The organism is Clostridium sp. CM041 (genome assembly GCF_055081035.1).
The window spans coordinates 2,294,207-2,310,579 of record NZ_CM143648.1 but is presented as its reverse complement, the minus strand read 5'-3'; the positions used below and the strand labels follow the sequence as shown (position 1 = coordinate 2,310,579).

Annotated in this window: 15 protein-coding genes; 10 read left to right on the top strand and 5 right to left on the bottom strand. The window is 30.4% G+C overall.

The annotated features are described in order from the left end of the window. The first annotated feature begins 323 nt into the window (after positions 1-323). From ACWJJT_RS10710 to ACWJJT_RS10695, 4 genes are all read left to right on the top strand, one after another. On the top strand, positions 324-905 hold the full coding sequence (locus ACWJJT_RS10710) for a TerD family protein (RefSeq protein ID WP_216304198.1): 582 nt from the start codon (positions 324-326) through the stop codon (positions 903-905). Positions 906-1,031: 126 nt separating this feature from the next. Continuing rightward, complete coding sequence (locus tag ACWJJT_RS10705) at positions 1,032-1,610, top strand: TerD family protein (RefSeq protein WP_216304199.1); 579 nt, start codon at positions 1,032-1,034, stop codon at positions 1,608-1,610. A gap of 67 nt (positions 1,611-1,677) precedes the next feature. Further along, on the top strand, positions 1,678-2,283 hold the full coding sequence (locus ACWJJT_RS10700) for a TerD family protein (protein ID WP_216304200.1): 606 nt from the start codon (positions 1,678-1,680) through the stop codon (positions 2,281-2,283). 163 nt (positions 2,284-2,446) lie between these two features. Continuing rightward, positions 2,447-5,227, top strand: coding sequence for a calcium-translocating P-type ATPase, PMCA-type (locus ACWJJT_RS10695; RefSeq protein WP_220287436.1), 2,781 nt, complete (start codon positions 2,447-2,449; stop codon positions 5,225-5,227). 140 nt (positions 5,228-5,367) lie between these two features. Here the strand turns inward: ACWJJT_RS10695 and ACWJJT_RS10690 are convergent, their stop codons facing one another. The 4 genes from ACWJJT_RS10690 to ACWJJT_RS10675 all read right to left on the bottom strand — a co-directional run bounded on the left by ACWJJT_RS10690 (position 5,368) and on the right by ACWJJT_RS10675 (position 9,834). Continuing rightward, positions 5,368-6,237: an HAD family hydrolase gene (locus tag ACWJJT_RS10690; RefSeq protein WP_220287434.1), complete on the bottom strand. Its 870-nt coding sequence runs from the start codon at positions 6,235-6,237 to the stop codon at positions 5,368-5,370. Between the two features lie 12 nt (positions 6,238-6,249). Then, the gene (locus ACWJJT_RS10685; RefSeq protein WP_462954722.1) at positions 6,250-7,389 is read right to left on the bottom strand and encodes a cysteine protease StiP family protein; all 1,140 of its coding nucleotides are present in this window, start codon (positions 7,387-7,389) and stop codon (positions 6,250-6,252) included. 77 nt (positions 7,390-7,466) lie between these two features. Continuing rightward, positions 7,467-8,798, bottom strand: a complete 1,332-nt coding sequence (locus tag ACWJJT_RS10680; protein WP_220287429.1) for a phosphoribosyltransferase family protein — start codon at positions 8,796-8,798, stop codon at positions 7,467-7,469. Next, the gene (locus tag ACWJJT_RS10675; RefSeq protein WP_220287427.1) at positions 8,743-9,834 is read right to left on the bottom strand and encodes an HpcH/HpaI aldolase/citrate lyase family protein; all 1,092 of its coding nucleotides are present in this window, start codon (positions 9,832-9,834) and stop codon (positions 8,743-8,745) included. Before ACWJJT_RS10675 ends, ACWJJT_RS10680 begins: the two co-directional genes overlap by 56 nt. Before the next feature lie 282 nt (positions 9,835-10,116). Between ACWJJT_RS10675 and ACWJJT_RS10670 the strand changes: the two genes are divergently transcribed. Then, the gene (locus ACWJJT_RS10670; protein ID WP_165413746.1) at positions 10,117-10,776 is read left to right on the top strand and encodes an AIM24 family protein; all 660 of its coding nucleotides are present in this window, start codon (positions 10,117-10,119) and stop codon (positions 10,774-10,776) included. Positions 10,777-10,789: 13 nt separating this feature from the next. Further along, a complete protein-coding gene (locus tag ACWJJT_RS10665; protein ID WP_462954721.1) occupies positions 10,790-11,614 on the top strand; it encodes a TerD family protein in 825 nt (274 codons plus the stop codon). 109 nt (positions 11,615-11,723) lie between these two features. On the opposite strand, the gene ACWJJT_RS10660 is transcribed toward ACWJJT_RS10665, so the two are convergent. Beyond that, entirely contained in the window at positions 11,724-14,252 is a 2,529-nt protein-coding gene (locus ACWJJT_RS10660) for a YceG family protein (protein ID WP_462954720.1), read from the bottom strand. 250 nt (positions 14,253-14,502) lie between these two features. Between ACWJJT_RS10660 and ACWJJT_RS10655 the strand changes: the two genes are divergently transcribed. The 4 genes from ACWJJT_RS10655 (at position 14,503) to ACWJJT_RS10640 (ending at position 16,299) form a co-directional block, all read left to right on the top strand. Continuing rightward, the gene (locus ACWJJT_RS10655; RefSeq protein WP_216304206.1) at positions 14,503-14,814 is read left to right on the top strand and encodes a hypothetical protein; all 312 of its coding nucleotides are present in this window, start codon (positions 14,503-14,505) and stop codon (positions 14,812-14,814) included. Positions 14,815-14,966: 152 nt separating this feature from the next. After that, on the top strand, positions 14,967-15,671 hold the full coding sequence (locus ACWJJT_RS10650) for a glutaminyl-peptide cyclotransferase (RefSeq protein ID WP_216304207.1): 705 nt from the start codon (positions 14,967-14,969) through the stop codon (positions 15,669-15,671). 108 nt (positions 15,672-15,779) lie between these two features. Beyond that, a complete protein-coding gene (locus tag ACWJJT_RS10645) occupies positions 15,780-16,007 on the top strand; it encodes a hypothetical protein (protein ID WP_462954719.1) in 228 nt (75 codons plus the stop codon). Then, positions 15,988-16,299: a YbjQ family protein gene (locus ACWJJT_RS10640; RefSeq protein WP_462954718.1), complete on the top strand. Its 312-nt coding sequence runs from the start codon at positions 15,988-15,990 to the stop codon at positions 16,297-16,299. Before ACWJJT_RS10645 ends, ACWJJT_RS10640 begins: the two co-directional genes overlap by 20 nt. Positions 16,300-16,373 lie beyond the last annotated feature (74 nt).

Genomic DNA, 16,373 nt, shown 5'->3' with positions numbered 1-16,373 from the left:
TATTATCGAATTTTTTACCTTGCTTTTATCAGAATAGCTATTTGTTCACCAAAAATATACAAAACAGTAAGTGATATTTAACTGGTAATCTAGTATTTAGTGGGGAATAATGTTATAATAGTAATGATGATAGTTGCTTTATTTTAGTTTAATTATATTATATAATTTAGACTAAAATAAAGTTTTTTTTATAAATGAACAGATAAGATGTTTATTGTCTGAATTTTTGGAAATGATTAATAATAAGCTTTTTATTTTTAATAAGTAAAATTAATTATTGAAGGACTATATATTATATAGTGGTTTCTGAGGAGGAATTTATTATGGCAATTAGTTTAAAAAAGGGTCAAAAGGTAGATTTAACGAAAGCTAATCCAGGCCTTAGTAATGTTATTGTTGGACTTGGATGGGATACTAATAAGTATGATGGTGGAGCTTCCTTCGATCTAGATGCAGCGGCTTTCTTAGTTGGAGCAAATGGGAAAGTAACATCTGATAATGATTTTATTTTTTATAATAACCCAAAGGACTCAGCAGGGTCTGTAACACATTTAGGAGATAACAAAACTGGTGATGGTGATGGTGATGATGAACAAATTAGAATTGAACTGAGTAAAGTGCCATCTTCTATTGAGAAGATTAACTTTACTGTAACTATTCACGAAGCTGTTCAAAGATGCCAAAATTTTGGACAAGTATCTAATGCATTTATAAGAATTCTCAATGAAAATAATGATAATGAATTAATAAGATATGATTTAAGTGAAGATTATAGTATTGAAACCGCAGTGGTAGTAGCAGAACTATATCGTAACAACGGAGAGTGGAAGTTCAGTGCAATAGGAAGTGGTTTTGAGGGTGGATTAACTGCGCTTTGTAGTAACTTTGGAATTAGTGTAGATTAAATGGCATTGAAAATGATGATAAACAGCATTAAAAATGATGATAAACAGCATTAAAAATGATGATAAACAGCATTAAAAATGATGATTAATAGCATAAGAAATGATGATTAATAAGGAGGAATAATTATGACAATTAACTTAAGTAAAGGTCAAAAAATAGATTTAACTAAAACTAACCCAAGTTTAGCTAAAGCAGTTATAGGACTAGGCTGGGATACAAATAAATATTCAGGTGGAGGAGATTTTGATTTAGATGCTTCAGCCTTTTTAGTAGGTTCAAATGGAAAAACCAATAATGACCTAGACTTTATATTCTATAACAATTTAGAGCATTCAACAGGAGCTGTTATACATACCGGTGATAATAGAACTGGAGAAGGCGAGGGAGACGATGAACAATTAATCATTGAATTTTCTAAAGTACCAACAGACATTGATAAAATTGCAATTACAGTAACTATACATGATGCAATAGCTCGTGCACAAAATTTCGGCCAAATTTCTAATGCTTTTGTTAGAGTGGTAAATGAAGAAACTAATGAAGAAATCCTAAGGTACGACTTATCAGAAGATTTTTCAGTAGAAACTGCATTAGTATTTTGTGAAATATATCGTAACAATGGAGAATGGAAATTTAGTGCGACAGGAAGTGGATTTCAAGGTGGATTAGCAGCCCTTTGTAAAAATTATGGTCTTGATGCATAGAAAGCAATATGATATTTAAATTAATCAGTGGATAAATATTCACTGAATATTTAAAGGGGATGACAAAATGGGTATAAATTTACAAAAAGGTCAAAAGATAAATCTTACAAAAGATAATCCTGGGTTAAAAAAGACAATGGTCGGACTTGGATGGGATCCAGTGGAGCGAGCATCTAAGGGATTGTTTGGAGGCTTATTTGGTGGAAAGCAAGCACAAATAGATTGTGATGCTTCTGTGCTAATGCTTGATGAAAATGATAAGCTAAGAGGAAAAGAAAATATGGTTTATTTCGGGAACTTAAAAAGTAAATGTGGTAGTATTCAGCATATGGGAGACAATCTTACTGGAGATGGTGATGGAGATGATGAGCAAATTATGGTTGATCTGTCAAGCATACCTCAAAATATAACTAAGTTAGTTTTTGTGGTTAATATCTATGCGGCAGTTCAGCGTAAACAACATTTTGGTATGATACAAAATGCTTTTATACGTTTAGTAAATCTAACGGACAATAAAGAGATGCTTCGTTTTAACTTAACAGAAGAATATTCTGGTAAAACTGGGTTATTCGTTGCAGAAATTTATCGCAATAATGGAGAATGGAAATTTACAGCCGTAGGAGAAACAGATGCTTCATCTGGCTTAGGTGAAATGATAAAAAGATACCAATAGACAAACTGGGTTTAAATAGATTATAGATAAATGTAGATATATTTATATACATTTATAGATATATAGATATATAGATATACTAGTGATGTAGAAAATGAGAGGGTTATCATTTTCTACATTTTAATTTAAAAGAAATTATGTAAATTACAGAAGGGTGGATAACATGAAATATTTTAATAAGCAGATCTCAGAAGTTTTAAAAAGTCTTAAAGTTGATAGTAGTAAGGGATTATCGGGTTCTGAGATTAAAGAAAGACTAGCAAAGTATGGTGCTAACGAATTTACTAAACAAGAAAAGGGATCGATGTGGGATAGTATTAAGGAGGCAATAACTGAGCCTATGATGATAATACTTTTAGTGGCAGCGGTAATTAGTGCATTAGTAGGAGAGTTTAGTGACGCCATTGGTATAGTATGTGCTGTAGCAATAGGAATTGGCATAGGAATTTTCACAGAAGGAAAATCACAAAAAGCTGCAGATGCGCTTTCAAAAATGACAGAAAATATAGAAGTAAAAGCATTGCGCAATGGGAAAATTGTTCAAGTGAATAAAAGTGATTTGGTACCTGGTGATATAGTTTCAATTGAGACGGGTGATATGGTACCAGCGGACGGAAGACTCATAAGTAGTATAGATTTAATGGTTAGAGAGGATATGCTTACAGGAGAATCAGAAGACGTGAGCAAGGATTTCGATGTTATTATAGAAATGGAAAATATACAAGCTAAAGATAAAAATATTGTGCAAGACCCTATTCCAGCAAAACAAACGAATATGGTTTTCGGGGGAACACTTATTGCGTATGGTAGAGCTAGCTTTGTAGTTACTTCCACTGGTGATAGCTCACAAATGGGCGAAATAGCTAAAAATCTTGAAGAAAGTGATTTAGAAACACCGCTTCAAGCAAAACTTGGAGATTTGGGTGCTAAGATTTCAAAAGTATCAAGCGCAATAGCTGCGATACTATTTATAATTATGATTATAAAAATGGTTCTAGCAAATACTATATCACCAGATACTACCGGTGTATTTGCCTTTTTAGAGTCTGTTGGACCAATAAAAACTGCGTTTGTTGTATGTGTTGCTTTAATTGTTGCAGCTGTTCCAGAAGGTCTTCCAACAATGATAAATATGACACTTGCAATAACTATGCAAAAGATGGCTAAGATAAATGCGCTTGTTACTAAAAAAGAAGCCTGTGAAACAATAGGTTCTGTAAGTGTAATATGCTCAGATAAAACAGGTACACTTACTCAAAATAGAATGACTGTAGAACAAGTTTACTTAAATGGCAAGTTCAAAGCAAGAGATGAATTAAGCGATAGAAATAACTATTTTATAGATAACTGTATCGTAAATTCAACAGCAGATATTGAGAAAGCTGATAAAGAAGTAAAATATTTAGGTAGTGCAACAGAATGTGCTCTTCTTTTATACAATGATGCTTGTGATTATGTACAAGAAAGACAAAGCGCAAAAATAGCTCATCAAATTCCATTTAGTTCAAAGCGTAAGAGAATGAGTACTGTTATAGAAGAGGATAAAGGTGCCACAGTATTAACAAAGGGAGCGCCAGAAATTATTTTAGAATTATGCAAGTATGAACATATTAATTGCATGGAAGTGGAGCTCGATCAAGCAAGACGAGAAGAAATATTAGATGAAATAGAGAAACTTCAGAGAAAATCTATGCGTGTACTTGGATTTGCATATAGAAATATAAGTGAAGAGGTAGCTATGGCATCCGAGCAAGGCACTTTAGAAAATGACTTAGTGTTTACAGGATTCGTAGGAATAAGAGATCCTCTAAGACTTGACGTTAAGGAAGCCGTAGAAACTGCTAAAAAAGCAGGAGTTTCTACAAAAATGCTTACAGGGGATAACATTAATACCGCCATTGCTATAGGAAAAGAATTAGGATTACTTAGTGGTAAAAATAGGGCAGTAGAGGCTACTTATATAGATACATTATCTGATGAGGAACTTAAAGATGAAATAACAACAATCTCAATAGTAGCACGTTCAAAGCCTGATACAAAAATGAGAATAGTTGAGGCTCTTCAAAGTAATGGAGAAGTAGTTGCAGTAACTGGAGATGGAATAAATGATGCTCCAGCCCTTACAAGAGCAGATGTGGGTATAGCTATGGGTATAGCTGGTACCGAAGTTAGTAAAAATGCAGCGGATATAATTTTAACAGATGATAGTTTTGGGACTATAGTAAAAGGAATTAAATGGGGAAGAGGTATTTATGAAAACTTCCAAAGATTTATTCAATTCCAGATAACTGTAAATATAATTGCATTCTTAACAGCAATTTTATCTGTAGTGTTTGACTTTCAAATGCCATTCACTACAATACAACTTCTATGGGTAAATATTATAATGGATGGCCCACCGGCACTATCCCTGGGACTAGAACCAGTAAGAGATGCTGTTTTAAACAGAAAACCTACAAATAGAAATGCTAGTATTATAACTAAACAAATGTTAAGAAGTATGATTGCCAATGCTTTATATATAACTTGTGTTATCATGATTCAGATGAAATTTGACATATTAGGAACTGGATTCCCTAAAGATGGGATTGCAGGACCAAACGAAATGCAAACAGCATTATTTGCATTATTTGCTTTCAGTGCATTATTTAATGCTTTTAATTGTAGAGAATTTGGGTCAGATAGCATATTTCCTAGCCTTACAAAGAACACTATATTTTTAAAGATAATTATGATTACAGCAGTAACACAAATATTTGTAACTGAAGTGTTTTCAAAATTCTTTAATGCAGTGTCTTTAAGCGCTACTATGTGGTTAAAGATAATCATTTTATCTTCACTTATAATAGTAGTAAATGAAATTGTGAAATTGATTGTGAAGCCTTTTGTAAAAAAAGAACAACAACAAATAGAAGAAGAATCAGAAGAAAAGAGAGTAGCTTAGAAGAGTAGGAATATGAAAATAAATAGACTGGAATACGTACTTATTATTTATTTTCATGTGGACAAAATGATAAATCCCCTATTATTGATTTTAATCAATAATGGGGGATTTAATTTGTTCTAAATAAGGTAAACGTAATATTATTCAATATAGGAACATACTTCATTACGAGAAATATCGTTAATTTCGTGGAATTTTTGATGTACTATATTTAAAATTTCCTCACCTGCAAATATACCAGATTTTTTTGTAATATAGACATTATTATGGAGTGTTTTCTCGAAAAGGTTACTTAGTAATTCTCCGTGAGACGGAACTAATCCATAATTTGAATGTTTAATTAGGGGGTAGTCTAGCAGAGAATCACCAGCAGCAAGGAATATATTTGTATTTTCTAGTTGCATTATATAATTTATAGGATCATATTTATTTATACAATTAGGTACTATATATACCTTTTTACCTTGCTTTGATACGCTGTAATTATAGCCTTTGCAAAATGAACGTAATACTTCAAAATAATCTAATTCCACTTTCCCATTTGTTATGTTATTAGCTAGTTTGTCCTCATCCACAATAGAGTATATGAATAAATCTTCACAAGTTTTATATGATTTTATAAAATCACTTTCTAAAAAGAAACTGCATAATACTATCATATTCCTAACAGATACAACTTTTTTAAGCTTATTAGAGCTTATATCTGTCCAAGATTTAAGTTCAATACCATTCTTAAGAATGATACCTCCATTGGCTACAACGGCATATTTAGGTTTTATTATATCATAAAAATATTTCATTCGCGTGTATTGCTCTGGGGAACGAGTGGTAACAGGTATAAAAAGCATAATTTCATTTATATGTTCAAGTTTATTGTGCATGGATTTAGTAATAAAACTGCACATATTGTTATTATAAAAGTCAACAGGAAAAAGGTTTTCTTCATTAATTAAGTTACAATGTCTTGAAGAATATATAAGCGTACTATCAAGGTCCGAGGCAAATATCATAAAAACACATCCTTATAGATCTTCTTTTTCTTTAGATTTAATAATGCCACAGCAGGAATAGCACATATCGGTATATATTTCTACAGGAATATCCTTTTCCGCGGCTAACGTAAATATATGCTTTAAATTTGGATTATCAAAGGAGTCAACTAGTATTTTAAAGGGAATTCTTCTTAGAAGTACTCGTGTGGTTTCCCCAATTCCTGGCTTTATAAGATTAATATTATTGATGCCAAATTTATGTCTGATGCTTTCGATGTCGCGAAGTCCTTTGCAGTTTAAAGAATTACCATCAAACTCAATATCCGCGGCAACTTGTGTAACGTTTGGGTCATTCAACAGTTCATATAGATAATTATTATCTAGCTCATCGAAACAGTTACATATTTCATCTATATAGAAATTGGAAACATCAGCGGGCGTTAATTCTTTATAAAATTTTATACCGTGAAAATCATCACTGCAAATAAACTTATCATTAAGTACAGTCCTGCTTACAAGACCCGAAACTGTAGAATTAAGACAAGCGCTTGGAATTAAAAAATCTTCTCTTGTACCATAAATGAGGGTACAATGAGCGGGGTCCGATAGTACGGCTAGGTCCGAATTCAAGGTTATATTAAACTCCTGCGAATATTCTTTGCAAGCTTTTGTTAATGTATGTTGAATAACCCCTTTACCTGTCCACCCATCAATGAATTGTATCTCTAAGAAGGGGTGATTCTTTAATATATACATAAGTGCATTTTTATCTATGCCTTTATCACGTATTATAGAAATACTGTAATGAGGAGCGGTTATATTATACTTAAACTGTATATATCTTTTAATTAATATGCCAATAGGTGTACCGGCTCTTGCAAGAGAGACTAAAACAATATTTTTACCTCTTTTAGCTATAATTTTCTCGCTTAATATAGAAACTAGAGAAGCTAGTTTGTTTTTTGAATGCTCAAGGGTACTATAGAAAATATCCATGTATCCTTTTGAGGGAGTATATTCTATTGGTAACATTTCTGAATAGTGGATTCCACTTTGTATAGCATTTTCTCTAAATTCATTATCTTGCTCCACTATAAGGTGTGATATGTCTTTAAGAAGAAATACAACATCTTCCGTGCAGTAGCTTCCTGAAAAAATACATTTATTCATTTAAATACACCTCTTTTTTATATTATTTAAGAAACTTAAAAATTATCTGCTGTAATCAATTTAAAAGGGATTATACATTAGCATTTCCAGCATACAAATATAATGGATTTAGCATGAAAATAAGAGAAAATGCTATTTAATTCATCTTTCTTTTCTTTGGTTAAAGGCTTTTCAGAGAAGAAAAATACCTGGGTATAGAAATTATCAGGAATATTATAAAGGTAGTTAGTTATAGTGTCATCCTCAGGGCTTTGAAAAGCAATCTTATTTTTATTTCCATAAGAAGCTATATTTCTAGCATGAACGGGACTTCTTGTAGTGGAATGAAAATAGACATTATCTCCGAGCATCGAGCTTATACTACAAGGTAAATATATAAACTCCCCAGTTCCTATGCAAAGACAATTTCCAGTAGTTCTTTCTTTTATCAAAAATTTAGATATTGAATTGATTTCTTCAGAAATTTTCAAATTATCGCGAGAGGTAATTCCAAATCTACCAGTAGATTTATTATAGCCCTCAATACTTTGCGCTATTTGAAAAACACACTCTTTACTTGGAATTAGTTTAGTAGAACTTGGAGGAATAGTTATCTCGTCGCTAATAATATCTTTTGATTTACTGCACTTAATATCACCTTTTAATAAGGAACATACCCTGACATCTATGTTTTTTTCATCAATGAACATTTTATAACTATTAGCATCTCGCCAGTCTAAAATGGATATTATCCCAAAATATTTCCCGGGAAGGCATTTTATTAAATTTAATGCAGATTTACCTGTAGTAAGTTCATCGTCTATTAAAACTATATCAGAAAATTTATTAAAAAAATCACTTTCATAAGGGAAAAGCGAATGCTCTACTGCATGAGAATGTTCTTCATTAAAAAACAATGCAGGTTCTATAGAAGTTATTTTCTCACGCGAAGTATGTATATAAGCCGCATTTGAGAAGTTTTGAAATACTGATTGAGCAAGACCTGTAGCTGTCTCTGCAAAACCTATAAAAAGGGTTTTGTTTGCAAGCCTTATGGGTGTGTTTAAAATATCGTGTAAACTGTGGAGATTAACAGAGGTATCCATGTTATGAGAGACATCTAATGAAATAAGCGTATCAACTAATTCAGTAGTAGGATAAAGCACTGTGTCCTCTCTTTCATTAATCCATAAACGAGCCAAAATTCCTCCAATAATTTTTAGAGTATCTGGAATCATTGGCATATGTTTTCCTATAACCTTACTTACAAATAAAAAATCCCTCTTTTTATTTTCTCTAGCGGACATTGTAAAAAGCTTTGAAGCTGGAATGTTACATTTATTTTCTTTTATATTAAGTGATATTTGTAGGCTATTATCTATATTGTAATGAAGTGATTGATTGTAATAATTCTCTGTGTGATTTTCCATCCTCTAATACCCCCATTATTTTAGCTTTTAGTAATGTTTCTTTAGCCCACATTTCATGGGGTTTTACCTCATTCATTTTATTGGAATAATTGCTCTTTATTACACCATCAAGTGATGAACTGATAATATTAAGTGCATCTGTATAGTCTTCTTTAGAAACTACCATAAGAGAATTTACTACATTTACTTGAGTTGGATGTATAACAGTTTTACCAGTTAAGCCATTGGTTCTATCTAAAAGGGTTTCTTTAATAAGAACATTATTATGAAAATCTAAAACGTTGCTATAATATTCATAAACTACCCCGGAAATAACATAATCATCTCGTTTAAAGACATTTATTATATCACTAATACAGTCCTTTATTACGGCTAAATCGTATATGGTGAAATCTTTACCTCGACGAAGACTATATAATCCAGAAAAATCTGTTCCGCCAATTCGAATGTTTAAAACATATTCTTTATAAGAATCTAAGATATGTTTTACGCGAGTAAGTTCTTCTATTCGAGTTTCTTTATGAATTATGCAGGGGGTTTCGAGTATTGGCATTCCGTACAGGGTTCTTTTATTAGATATATTGTATTCTTTTAGTATAGAAAAGTATTTTTCTCCAAGTGTAAAATCAAATTTAGGGAAAATAAAACCACAAAGACCAATTAAAGAAGATTCATTAATCAACTTTTGAAGTTGACTAACATTTCGGACTCTGATAAAAATAAGGGGTAGACTATCGATAAAAGAAGAGTTATCTTTTAAAAGAAGGCCGATACTCTTAAATAGATTAATAATGTTAGTTTCAGCTTGTACAACTTGGTCTGAAGATACGGAATCTTCAAGACAAAGACTGATGGTGTGAGTACCCATTTTGTTACTTAAAAGAATGTCCTTAAGTAAATGTTCTCGCGTTGCTGGCATGTATAAACATGCGCCTAATGAATAGGATAACTCTTCCTTTGAGGAAAATAATCCGTAAATTGAAGGGGCTTTAAAGAAAATATCTTGTGAATTATTAATATTATTAAAATATCGCATAATTGTTCTCCATTTATTATAATAAATTAATCAGTAATTTAAAGATTATAAATAGTACTGATTGTGATACAAATTATAGCATATTTCTATACACAATTACATATTACACACAGAAATTACTGAATATAGAATAAATATAATTGATCTATTCGTTAATAAATCATTAACAACATTATGATATACTTTACACATAGAATTTTAAAAAATGGAAGTTTGCAAAAATACATAGAGTACATAGTTAGAAATTCCGCTATATTTAAATTGAGAAAGGAGTCAACATACATGTTTAATTTTAGAAATCACCAAGAGCTTACTTGCATCGCCGAGGGAGATGGACATTTTTTTGCAAAAGTTGGTGCTATGGTGGCTTACACGGGTAATTTTACTCAAGAAAAAGTATTAGTAGATACAAATAACAATCAAAGCATATTCAAATCTGTTATGAATCTAGCTGCTAGAAAGCTGACAGGTGAGAATATTCCTATTATGAAAGTAAATGGACAGGGAAGTTATTATATGGCAGACAAAGCACAACATATTAGTATAATTACACTTCAGTCAGGTCAGAGTATAGGAGTTGAAGGAGAAAATTTACTTGCTTTTACGCAGGAGTGTAAATATGGAGTTAGATTTATGGGGTCAGGTGTAATATCTCAAAAGGGTATGTTTACATCAAATTTAACAGCTACTTCTAATAATGCGCAGGTAGTTATAACTACAAATGGAAACCCGATTATTCTAGAGTCTCCTTGCGTAGTAGATCCTGATGCAGTAGTATGCTGGACAGGCGCTGACCCTCATTTTAAAACAGATGTAAATTGGAAAACTTTTCTTGGGCAAACCTCTGGAGAATCCTATATGTTAGAATTTAATTCTCAGGGCGAAACTGTAATTATCCAGCCTTGTGAAAGAACTTCAGGATTAAATGTTGCAATAGATTAGGAGGTACGTGTTTGTGGCTATAATTATTGAAAGCAGTAATAAAAAAATAATATCTCAAAAGAGACAATATGGAAAATTAATTGTTGAGACCTCAATTATTCCCGAAAAAAAGGCAACTGTAGTAATGGGGCCAAATCAGAACACGAATAAGAATAATGCTGAAGGGTCAAACAATGTACATTCTAAAATTATTTCTGAGCCTAAAGTTAATGTCCCATTAAAGGTAAATAATATGGAAAAAAGAAAACTTGTGGATGTTACTAAAAGCATTAAATTAGCGAAAGGGCAGAAGTTAAGCTTAAATCAGAACGCTAAAAATCTTTCGAAATTAATAGTAACATTAGATTATAATATAATAAAAAATAATTATAATGAGTTTGATTTAGATGTATCGGTATTTATGGTAGATATAAATGATAAAATAGCAGAAAAAGATTTTATTTTTTATGAAAACACTAAGAGCACTTGTGGCGGAATAGTAATTAAAAAGGATCATAATACTTCTCTTAAGGAAGCTTACAATGAGTGCATACAGCTAGATTTAAATCTAATACCACCTCATATTCAAAAATTAGCTTTTACTGTAACCGTATATGAAGCAAATGAAAGGAAGCAAAACTTTGGGCAAGTATCAGATGGATATTTTAGAATTATAGCGGGTGACAATAAACAAGAAATTCTAAACTATAAATTTAATGAAAATTTATCTGTAGAAACAGCCATCGTAGTAGCTGAGATATATAGATATAAAAATGAATGGAAAATTAATTGCATAGGTAGTGGATTTAGGGGTGGGTTAGAAGCTTTGTGTAATAATTATGGGATCGATACGGTTTAGGAATTGATTGTTAGCTTTGAAATTCCTAAATATCAACATTATATAACTTATATTTAAAATAAATAAGGGACTTTACTCAATAAGTCCCTTATTTGTTTTTTGAAGAAAATCATTTGAAATTAAAGATGTTAGAAAAGAATTTTTTTGCTTTTTCTTTGGTATATTTTTTTTCGTTTTTAAAATCAGGTAAGGATAAATTAAAATTAACTTCTTCTAATCTATGAGTATCATAAAATTTTTCCTGGATTTTTCCTTCTATGTTATTATAGCCAGTAGGAGTTAATATAGTAATGTCAAATCCGAATATGTTTAAAAAACATAATACAATGGAATCTTCATCGCTAAAAATACTTTCATTATTATCATAAATAACAAGTTTAGGTATTTTTGAAGGGTAATCATACTGCTGAATTAGCTGTAGTATATTTTTATCAAGATTTAATATGGTCATTAAAATCTTTAATTTGAATTCTTTATCTATAGTTTTTATTAGCATATCGGTTTTCATCAAATAATTTATTTTTTGTAAAATAGTATGTTGCAGGGAAGTTTTTAAATAAGAAAATTTGTAACAGCTATGATTTAGTAGTTTTTGTTTATCAATTAACCCGATATTATCAAGTACAAAGGCTAAGGAGTATAAATCGGTTTTGGAGTAGGTTACCTTAGTAAAAGGAATTTCAGCTATAAGTAATGTATTATCTGATGATTTTAACTTAAAGAAATCATTCCAATATAAATTCAAATCGCTGTGTACACCGCTTATTTTCGCGAATAAGTTTGGCATATATACGGTGCTATTCTCTACTTTAAATCCTGTGCGCAAACTAGAGGGTTCATCCCATAAAATTTTCAGCTCATAAAAGGTAGTTTTTAACGTAGTAGGGTGAGTTTCATATTTTTCAAATTGCCAAGGCTTATAAAAGCCATCATCATCGGTATATAGTGTAGCCTCTAATTCCCTTGAGGCTTTTAGAGCAATAGTTTCGTGTCTTATGAGTAATTCTTCTTTTGGAAATTCTTTTAAATGTGCTTTATATGGGAGTTCAAAGCTTTTTGAAAATAGATCACTATATTCTGTAATCTCTAAAATCATATCACAGAAGGAATTTATATATATAATATCACAGCCTAATCTAGATAAAAAAATCAAGAATAAAAGCTCATGTTTTTTAATATCACCATAATATATTACTTTAGGATTAAAAATTTCATCGGACGAAGTATTTTGAAAGTCGAAATTTTTCATAAGGTTTGGAACAAATTCATAAACCCAAGAAAGTAATTTCAAAGAAAAATTTCTAACTTTGGACAGGTTTAAATTTTTTTCTTCCTTACAGTATAAATCTAATATATAGCTAAAACTATTTGCCATAGAGCAATTTAAAGTATGATTACTCGTCGGGAAAACCTTGTGTTCTAGAAATAGAGCCGCAAGCTTCCTTGTGAGTGATACATCACAAGGATCTATATATTGCCATATGTTTAAAGTACTGGTGATTAATTTAGGATTAGAGCGTATGGGTATAGAGTCTGTAAATCTTAAATATAAACCTTCGAAGATACTAAAGTTTTTGTCTAATTTAAATAGGTCATTATAATAGTCATCTTCATTTTGCTTTATTCCTATATACCTATAAAAATATACTGGGATAAAAGCAGAAGAGCCACCTAAAAACCCAATTCTTTTATTGGCAGGTATGGTTAAATCATCAAATATATTCATACTGCTTTTAAGGATAATGTTAATAGAATCTTTAAAGGTTATATATAAAGATGAATTTCTGTTTTCTACAACATGCTGTTTGTTTTGAGTAATAGTTTTTGGAGATTCAATAGTATCCTCTTTTTTAGCTTTAGTATTAGTAAGGTTTGTTTTAAAATTAAGATCTATTAATGGTTCAGTCTTAGGTAAATTTATGAGTTTTGAATACATATTTTCTTTATCAATTTTGGCGAAATCCATATCGGATAGTGAATTAATATAAAGAACATCACAACCTAGCTTCGATAAGAATATTAAAAAATATATTTCATGGTTTTTTATCTCACCATAAAAAAGGACTTTAGGATTAATAATATCTTTTTCAATTTTAGGGTTATAATCAGAGTTTTGGAATAATTTTGGAACAAACTCTCCAATCCATCCTAAAAATTTAACAGCAAAATTCTTGATTACAGTTTCTGTAACATTAGGTTTATTTGCTAAATAAAGGTCTAAGGTTTCATCAAAACTACTTTCAATATAATCATCGAGGAAGTTGTTTTTTATGTTCGGCAGTAGTCCTTTAGTTTTAAGAATACTAATTAAAGTATTTCTTTGGAGTGGATTGGAACTAAGAAGTCCATCCCAGGGTATTTGTAATATAGAGGTAGATAAAATTGTCATTGGTATTCCTGAGGTGAATTTTAAATATAAGCTTTGAAGTGAAGTCAGCTCATCGTTTAGTTTATGTAAATTCTCATAATAGAGTTCTTTATTTTTACAAGTGCCAATATATCTATAAAAATAAATGGGTATATTAGGTGATTTCGATCTAATAAACCCAGGACGTTTATTTACAGGAACAAATATATCTTTAAATAAATTTTGTGATTCTAAAATAGATGTACTTATCTGTTTTCTAGTATTAATCAAAGTTTAACCCCCAATCTTATTTCTAGATCTATAGTACCGACTGATATAGATTTAGAAAATAAAATTAAATTTATATAAAGAAATTTAATAATAAAATGAGATTTTATTTATTAAAAATAATATACAGTTATTATAACTAGTTTATCATTTAATGTATAAAAACACTATAAAACTCTAAGGCTAATAATAGAAATATGAAAGAAAACAAAGAAATACTATAAATATGCTAAGACAGAGAGGATGTTATAAATTGAAAATAAATGAATCACTAGTATGCCCAAAATGTAATAGTAAAAACTTCGAAATAAAACATGAGGCAACTTATCTCTATACATATAAAATAGATACAGTAAATATAAATATAGATGATGAAGGAGCAGAAAATCTTCCGTTTTTATTTGATAATAGAGAACAGACTTGTTTCAAGGAATTTATAGAATGTAATCAGTGTGGCACCAAATATCCTTGCTGCTTTGATAAAGACAATCAAACTGTAGATTTGACTATAATGAAAAAGGCAATAAGAGCAGACAATGTAAAAAAACCTGAGTTCCTTGGGTGAAGATCCAGGGTCAACTTTTATAATTTGTATATATAGGAACATATCATGTGAAATGCGCTTCAAATAATGTATATTTTTGGGGCACACTAATATAGCTATTGAAATATACATATAATAAATATAAAATATAAACTATTTAGGAAGTGAGGGTTATGATATATTTCAATAATGTTCCAAGATATTCTTATAATATTATAAACACTTATCCACATGATGTTAATGCTTTTACCGAGGGGCTAGTATATGAAGATGGGCTTCTTTATGAAAGCACCGGAAGAATTAATGAATCCACACTACGTAAAGTAGATTTGCAAACAGGAGAGATTTTAAAGTTACACAAATTAGATAGAAATTATTTTGGCGAAGGAATTACACTTTATAATGATAAAATTTTTCAGCTAACATGGAAATCTAATGTGGGATTTATTTATGATAAAGATACTTTTAATTTAATTAATAAATTTTACTATAATACAGAGGGGTGGGGAATCACTCACAACGATGAGCATTTAATTATGAGTGATGGTACAGATGAAATATATTTTTTAAATCCCCAAAATTTTAAAAAGGTGTATAGTATTAAAGTACATGATGAATTTAAGCCTATTAAAAAACTAAATGAATTGGAGTTTATTAAAGGGGAAATTTATGCGAATGTATGGAAATGTGATAAAATTGCTAGAATTTGTCCACATAGCGGGAAAATAACTGGATGGATAGAGCTTAAAGGACTGCTAAGTCCTAAAGAATGTAAAAGAGCAGGTACACTGAATGGAATAACGTATGATAAAAAAAATAATCGCACCTTTGTAACTGGAAAGATGTGGCCTAAAATATTTGAAATAAAATTAATTTAGAGATGTGTTAATTTGTTATCATAAATCACCTATAGATAAATTATTCCAATTATTTCAGATGTGTTGTATAATATAAATAATAAATAATTTTGGGATGAGGGAGTTAAAATGAAGAAAGTTATTATAACTATAGTTATAACACTTATTTTTGTTATAATAGCTGGAGCCTATACTATAGGTATGTTTTATACAATAGTAGAGGATGGGGGGCCAGCGTTCTTACTACCACTATCAGTAATTATTTTTATAGGAATTATGGGAGTATTAAGTTATAACATGTATGAAAGAATAAAGGAAATAAGAAGGGGTGATGAGAATGATATTAGTAAATACTGATTATATTACTGGCAAAGATATAGAGACTATTTCTATTGTTAAAGGATCAGTTGTATGGTCAAAAAATGTGGGCAAGGATATTTTAAGCAATTTTAAAACTTTAGTTGGCGGAGAAATTAAAAGTTACTCAGAGATGATGAATGAAGCTCGGGCTATAGCAACAAAACGTATGGTAGAAGAAGCAGAAGGTTTGAGTGCTGATGGTGTCATTAACATAAGATATGCAACTAGCGCTATAATGCAAGGGGCCGCAGAGGTTATTGCTTATGGAACTGCGGTAAAATGTAAATAGTAATAAATTATAAATATTACAAAAATAACTTTAGAAAAACACTGTAATAGTTAGTTACAGTGTTTTTCTAAGGT

What these genes read in the sequence shown, in the direction of transcription:
- ACWJJT_RS10710 (WP_216304198.1), top strand. Translation starts at nt 324, where the DNA reads ATGGCAATTAGTTTAAAAAAGGGTCAAAAGGTAGATTTAACGAAAGCT.
- ACWJJT_RS10705 (WP_216304199.1), top strand. Translation starts at nt 1,032, where the DNA reads ATGACAATTAACTTAAGTAAAGGTCAAAAAATAGATTTAACTAAAACT.
- ACWJJT_RS10700 (WP_216304200.1), top strand. Translation starts at nt 1,678, where the DNA reads ATGGGTATAAATTTACAAAAAGGTCAAAAGATAAATCTTACAAAAGAT.
- ACWJJT_RS10695 (WP_220287436.1), top strand. Translation starts at nt 2,447, where the DNA reads ATGAAATATTTTAATAAGCAGATCTCAGAAGTTTTAAAAAGTCTTAAA.
- ACWJJT_RS10690 (WP_220287434.1), bottom strand. Translation starts at nt 6,237, where the DNA reads ATGATATTTGCCTCGGACCTTGATAGTACGCTTATATATTCTTCAAGA.
- ACWJJT_RS10685 (WP_462954722.1), bottom strand. Translation starts at nt 7,389, where the DNA reads ATGAATAAATGTATTTTTTCAGGAAGCTACTGCACGGAAGATGTTGTA.
- ACWJJT_RS10680 (WP_220287429.1), bottom strand. Translation starts at nt 8,798, where the DNA reads ATGGAAAATCACACAGAGAATTATTACAATCAATCACTTCATTACAAT.
- ACWJJT_RS10675 (WP_220287427.1), bottom strand. Translation starts at nt 9,834, where the DNA reads ATGCGATATTTTAATAATATTAATAATTCACAAGATATTTTCTTTAAA.
- ACWJJT_RS10670 (WP_165413746.1), top strand. Translation starts at nt 10,117, where the DNA reads ATGTTTAATTTTAGAAATCACCAAGAGCTTACTTGCATCGCCGAGGGA.
- ACWJJT_RS10650 (WP_216304207.1), top strand. Translation starts at nt 14,967, where the DNA reads ATGATATATTTCAATAATGTTCCAAGATATTCTTATAATATTATAAAC.
- ACWJJT_RS10645 (WP_462954719.1), top strand. Translation starts at nt 15,780, where the DNA reads ATGAAGAAAGTTATTATAACTATAGTTATAACACTTATTTTTGTTATA.
- ACWJJT_RS10640 (WP_462954718.1), top strand. Translation starts at nt 15,988, where the DNA reads ATGATATTAGTAAATACTGATTATATTACTGGCAAAGATATAGAGACT.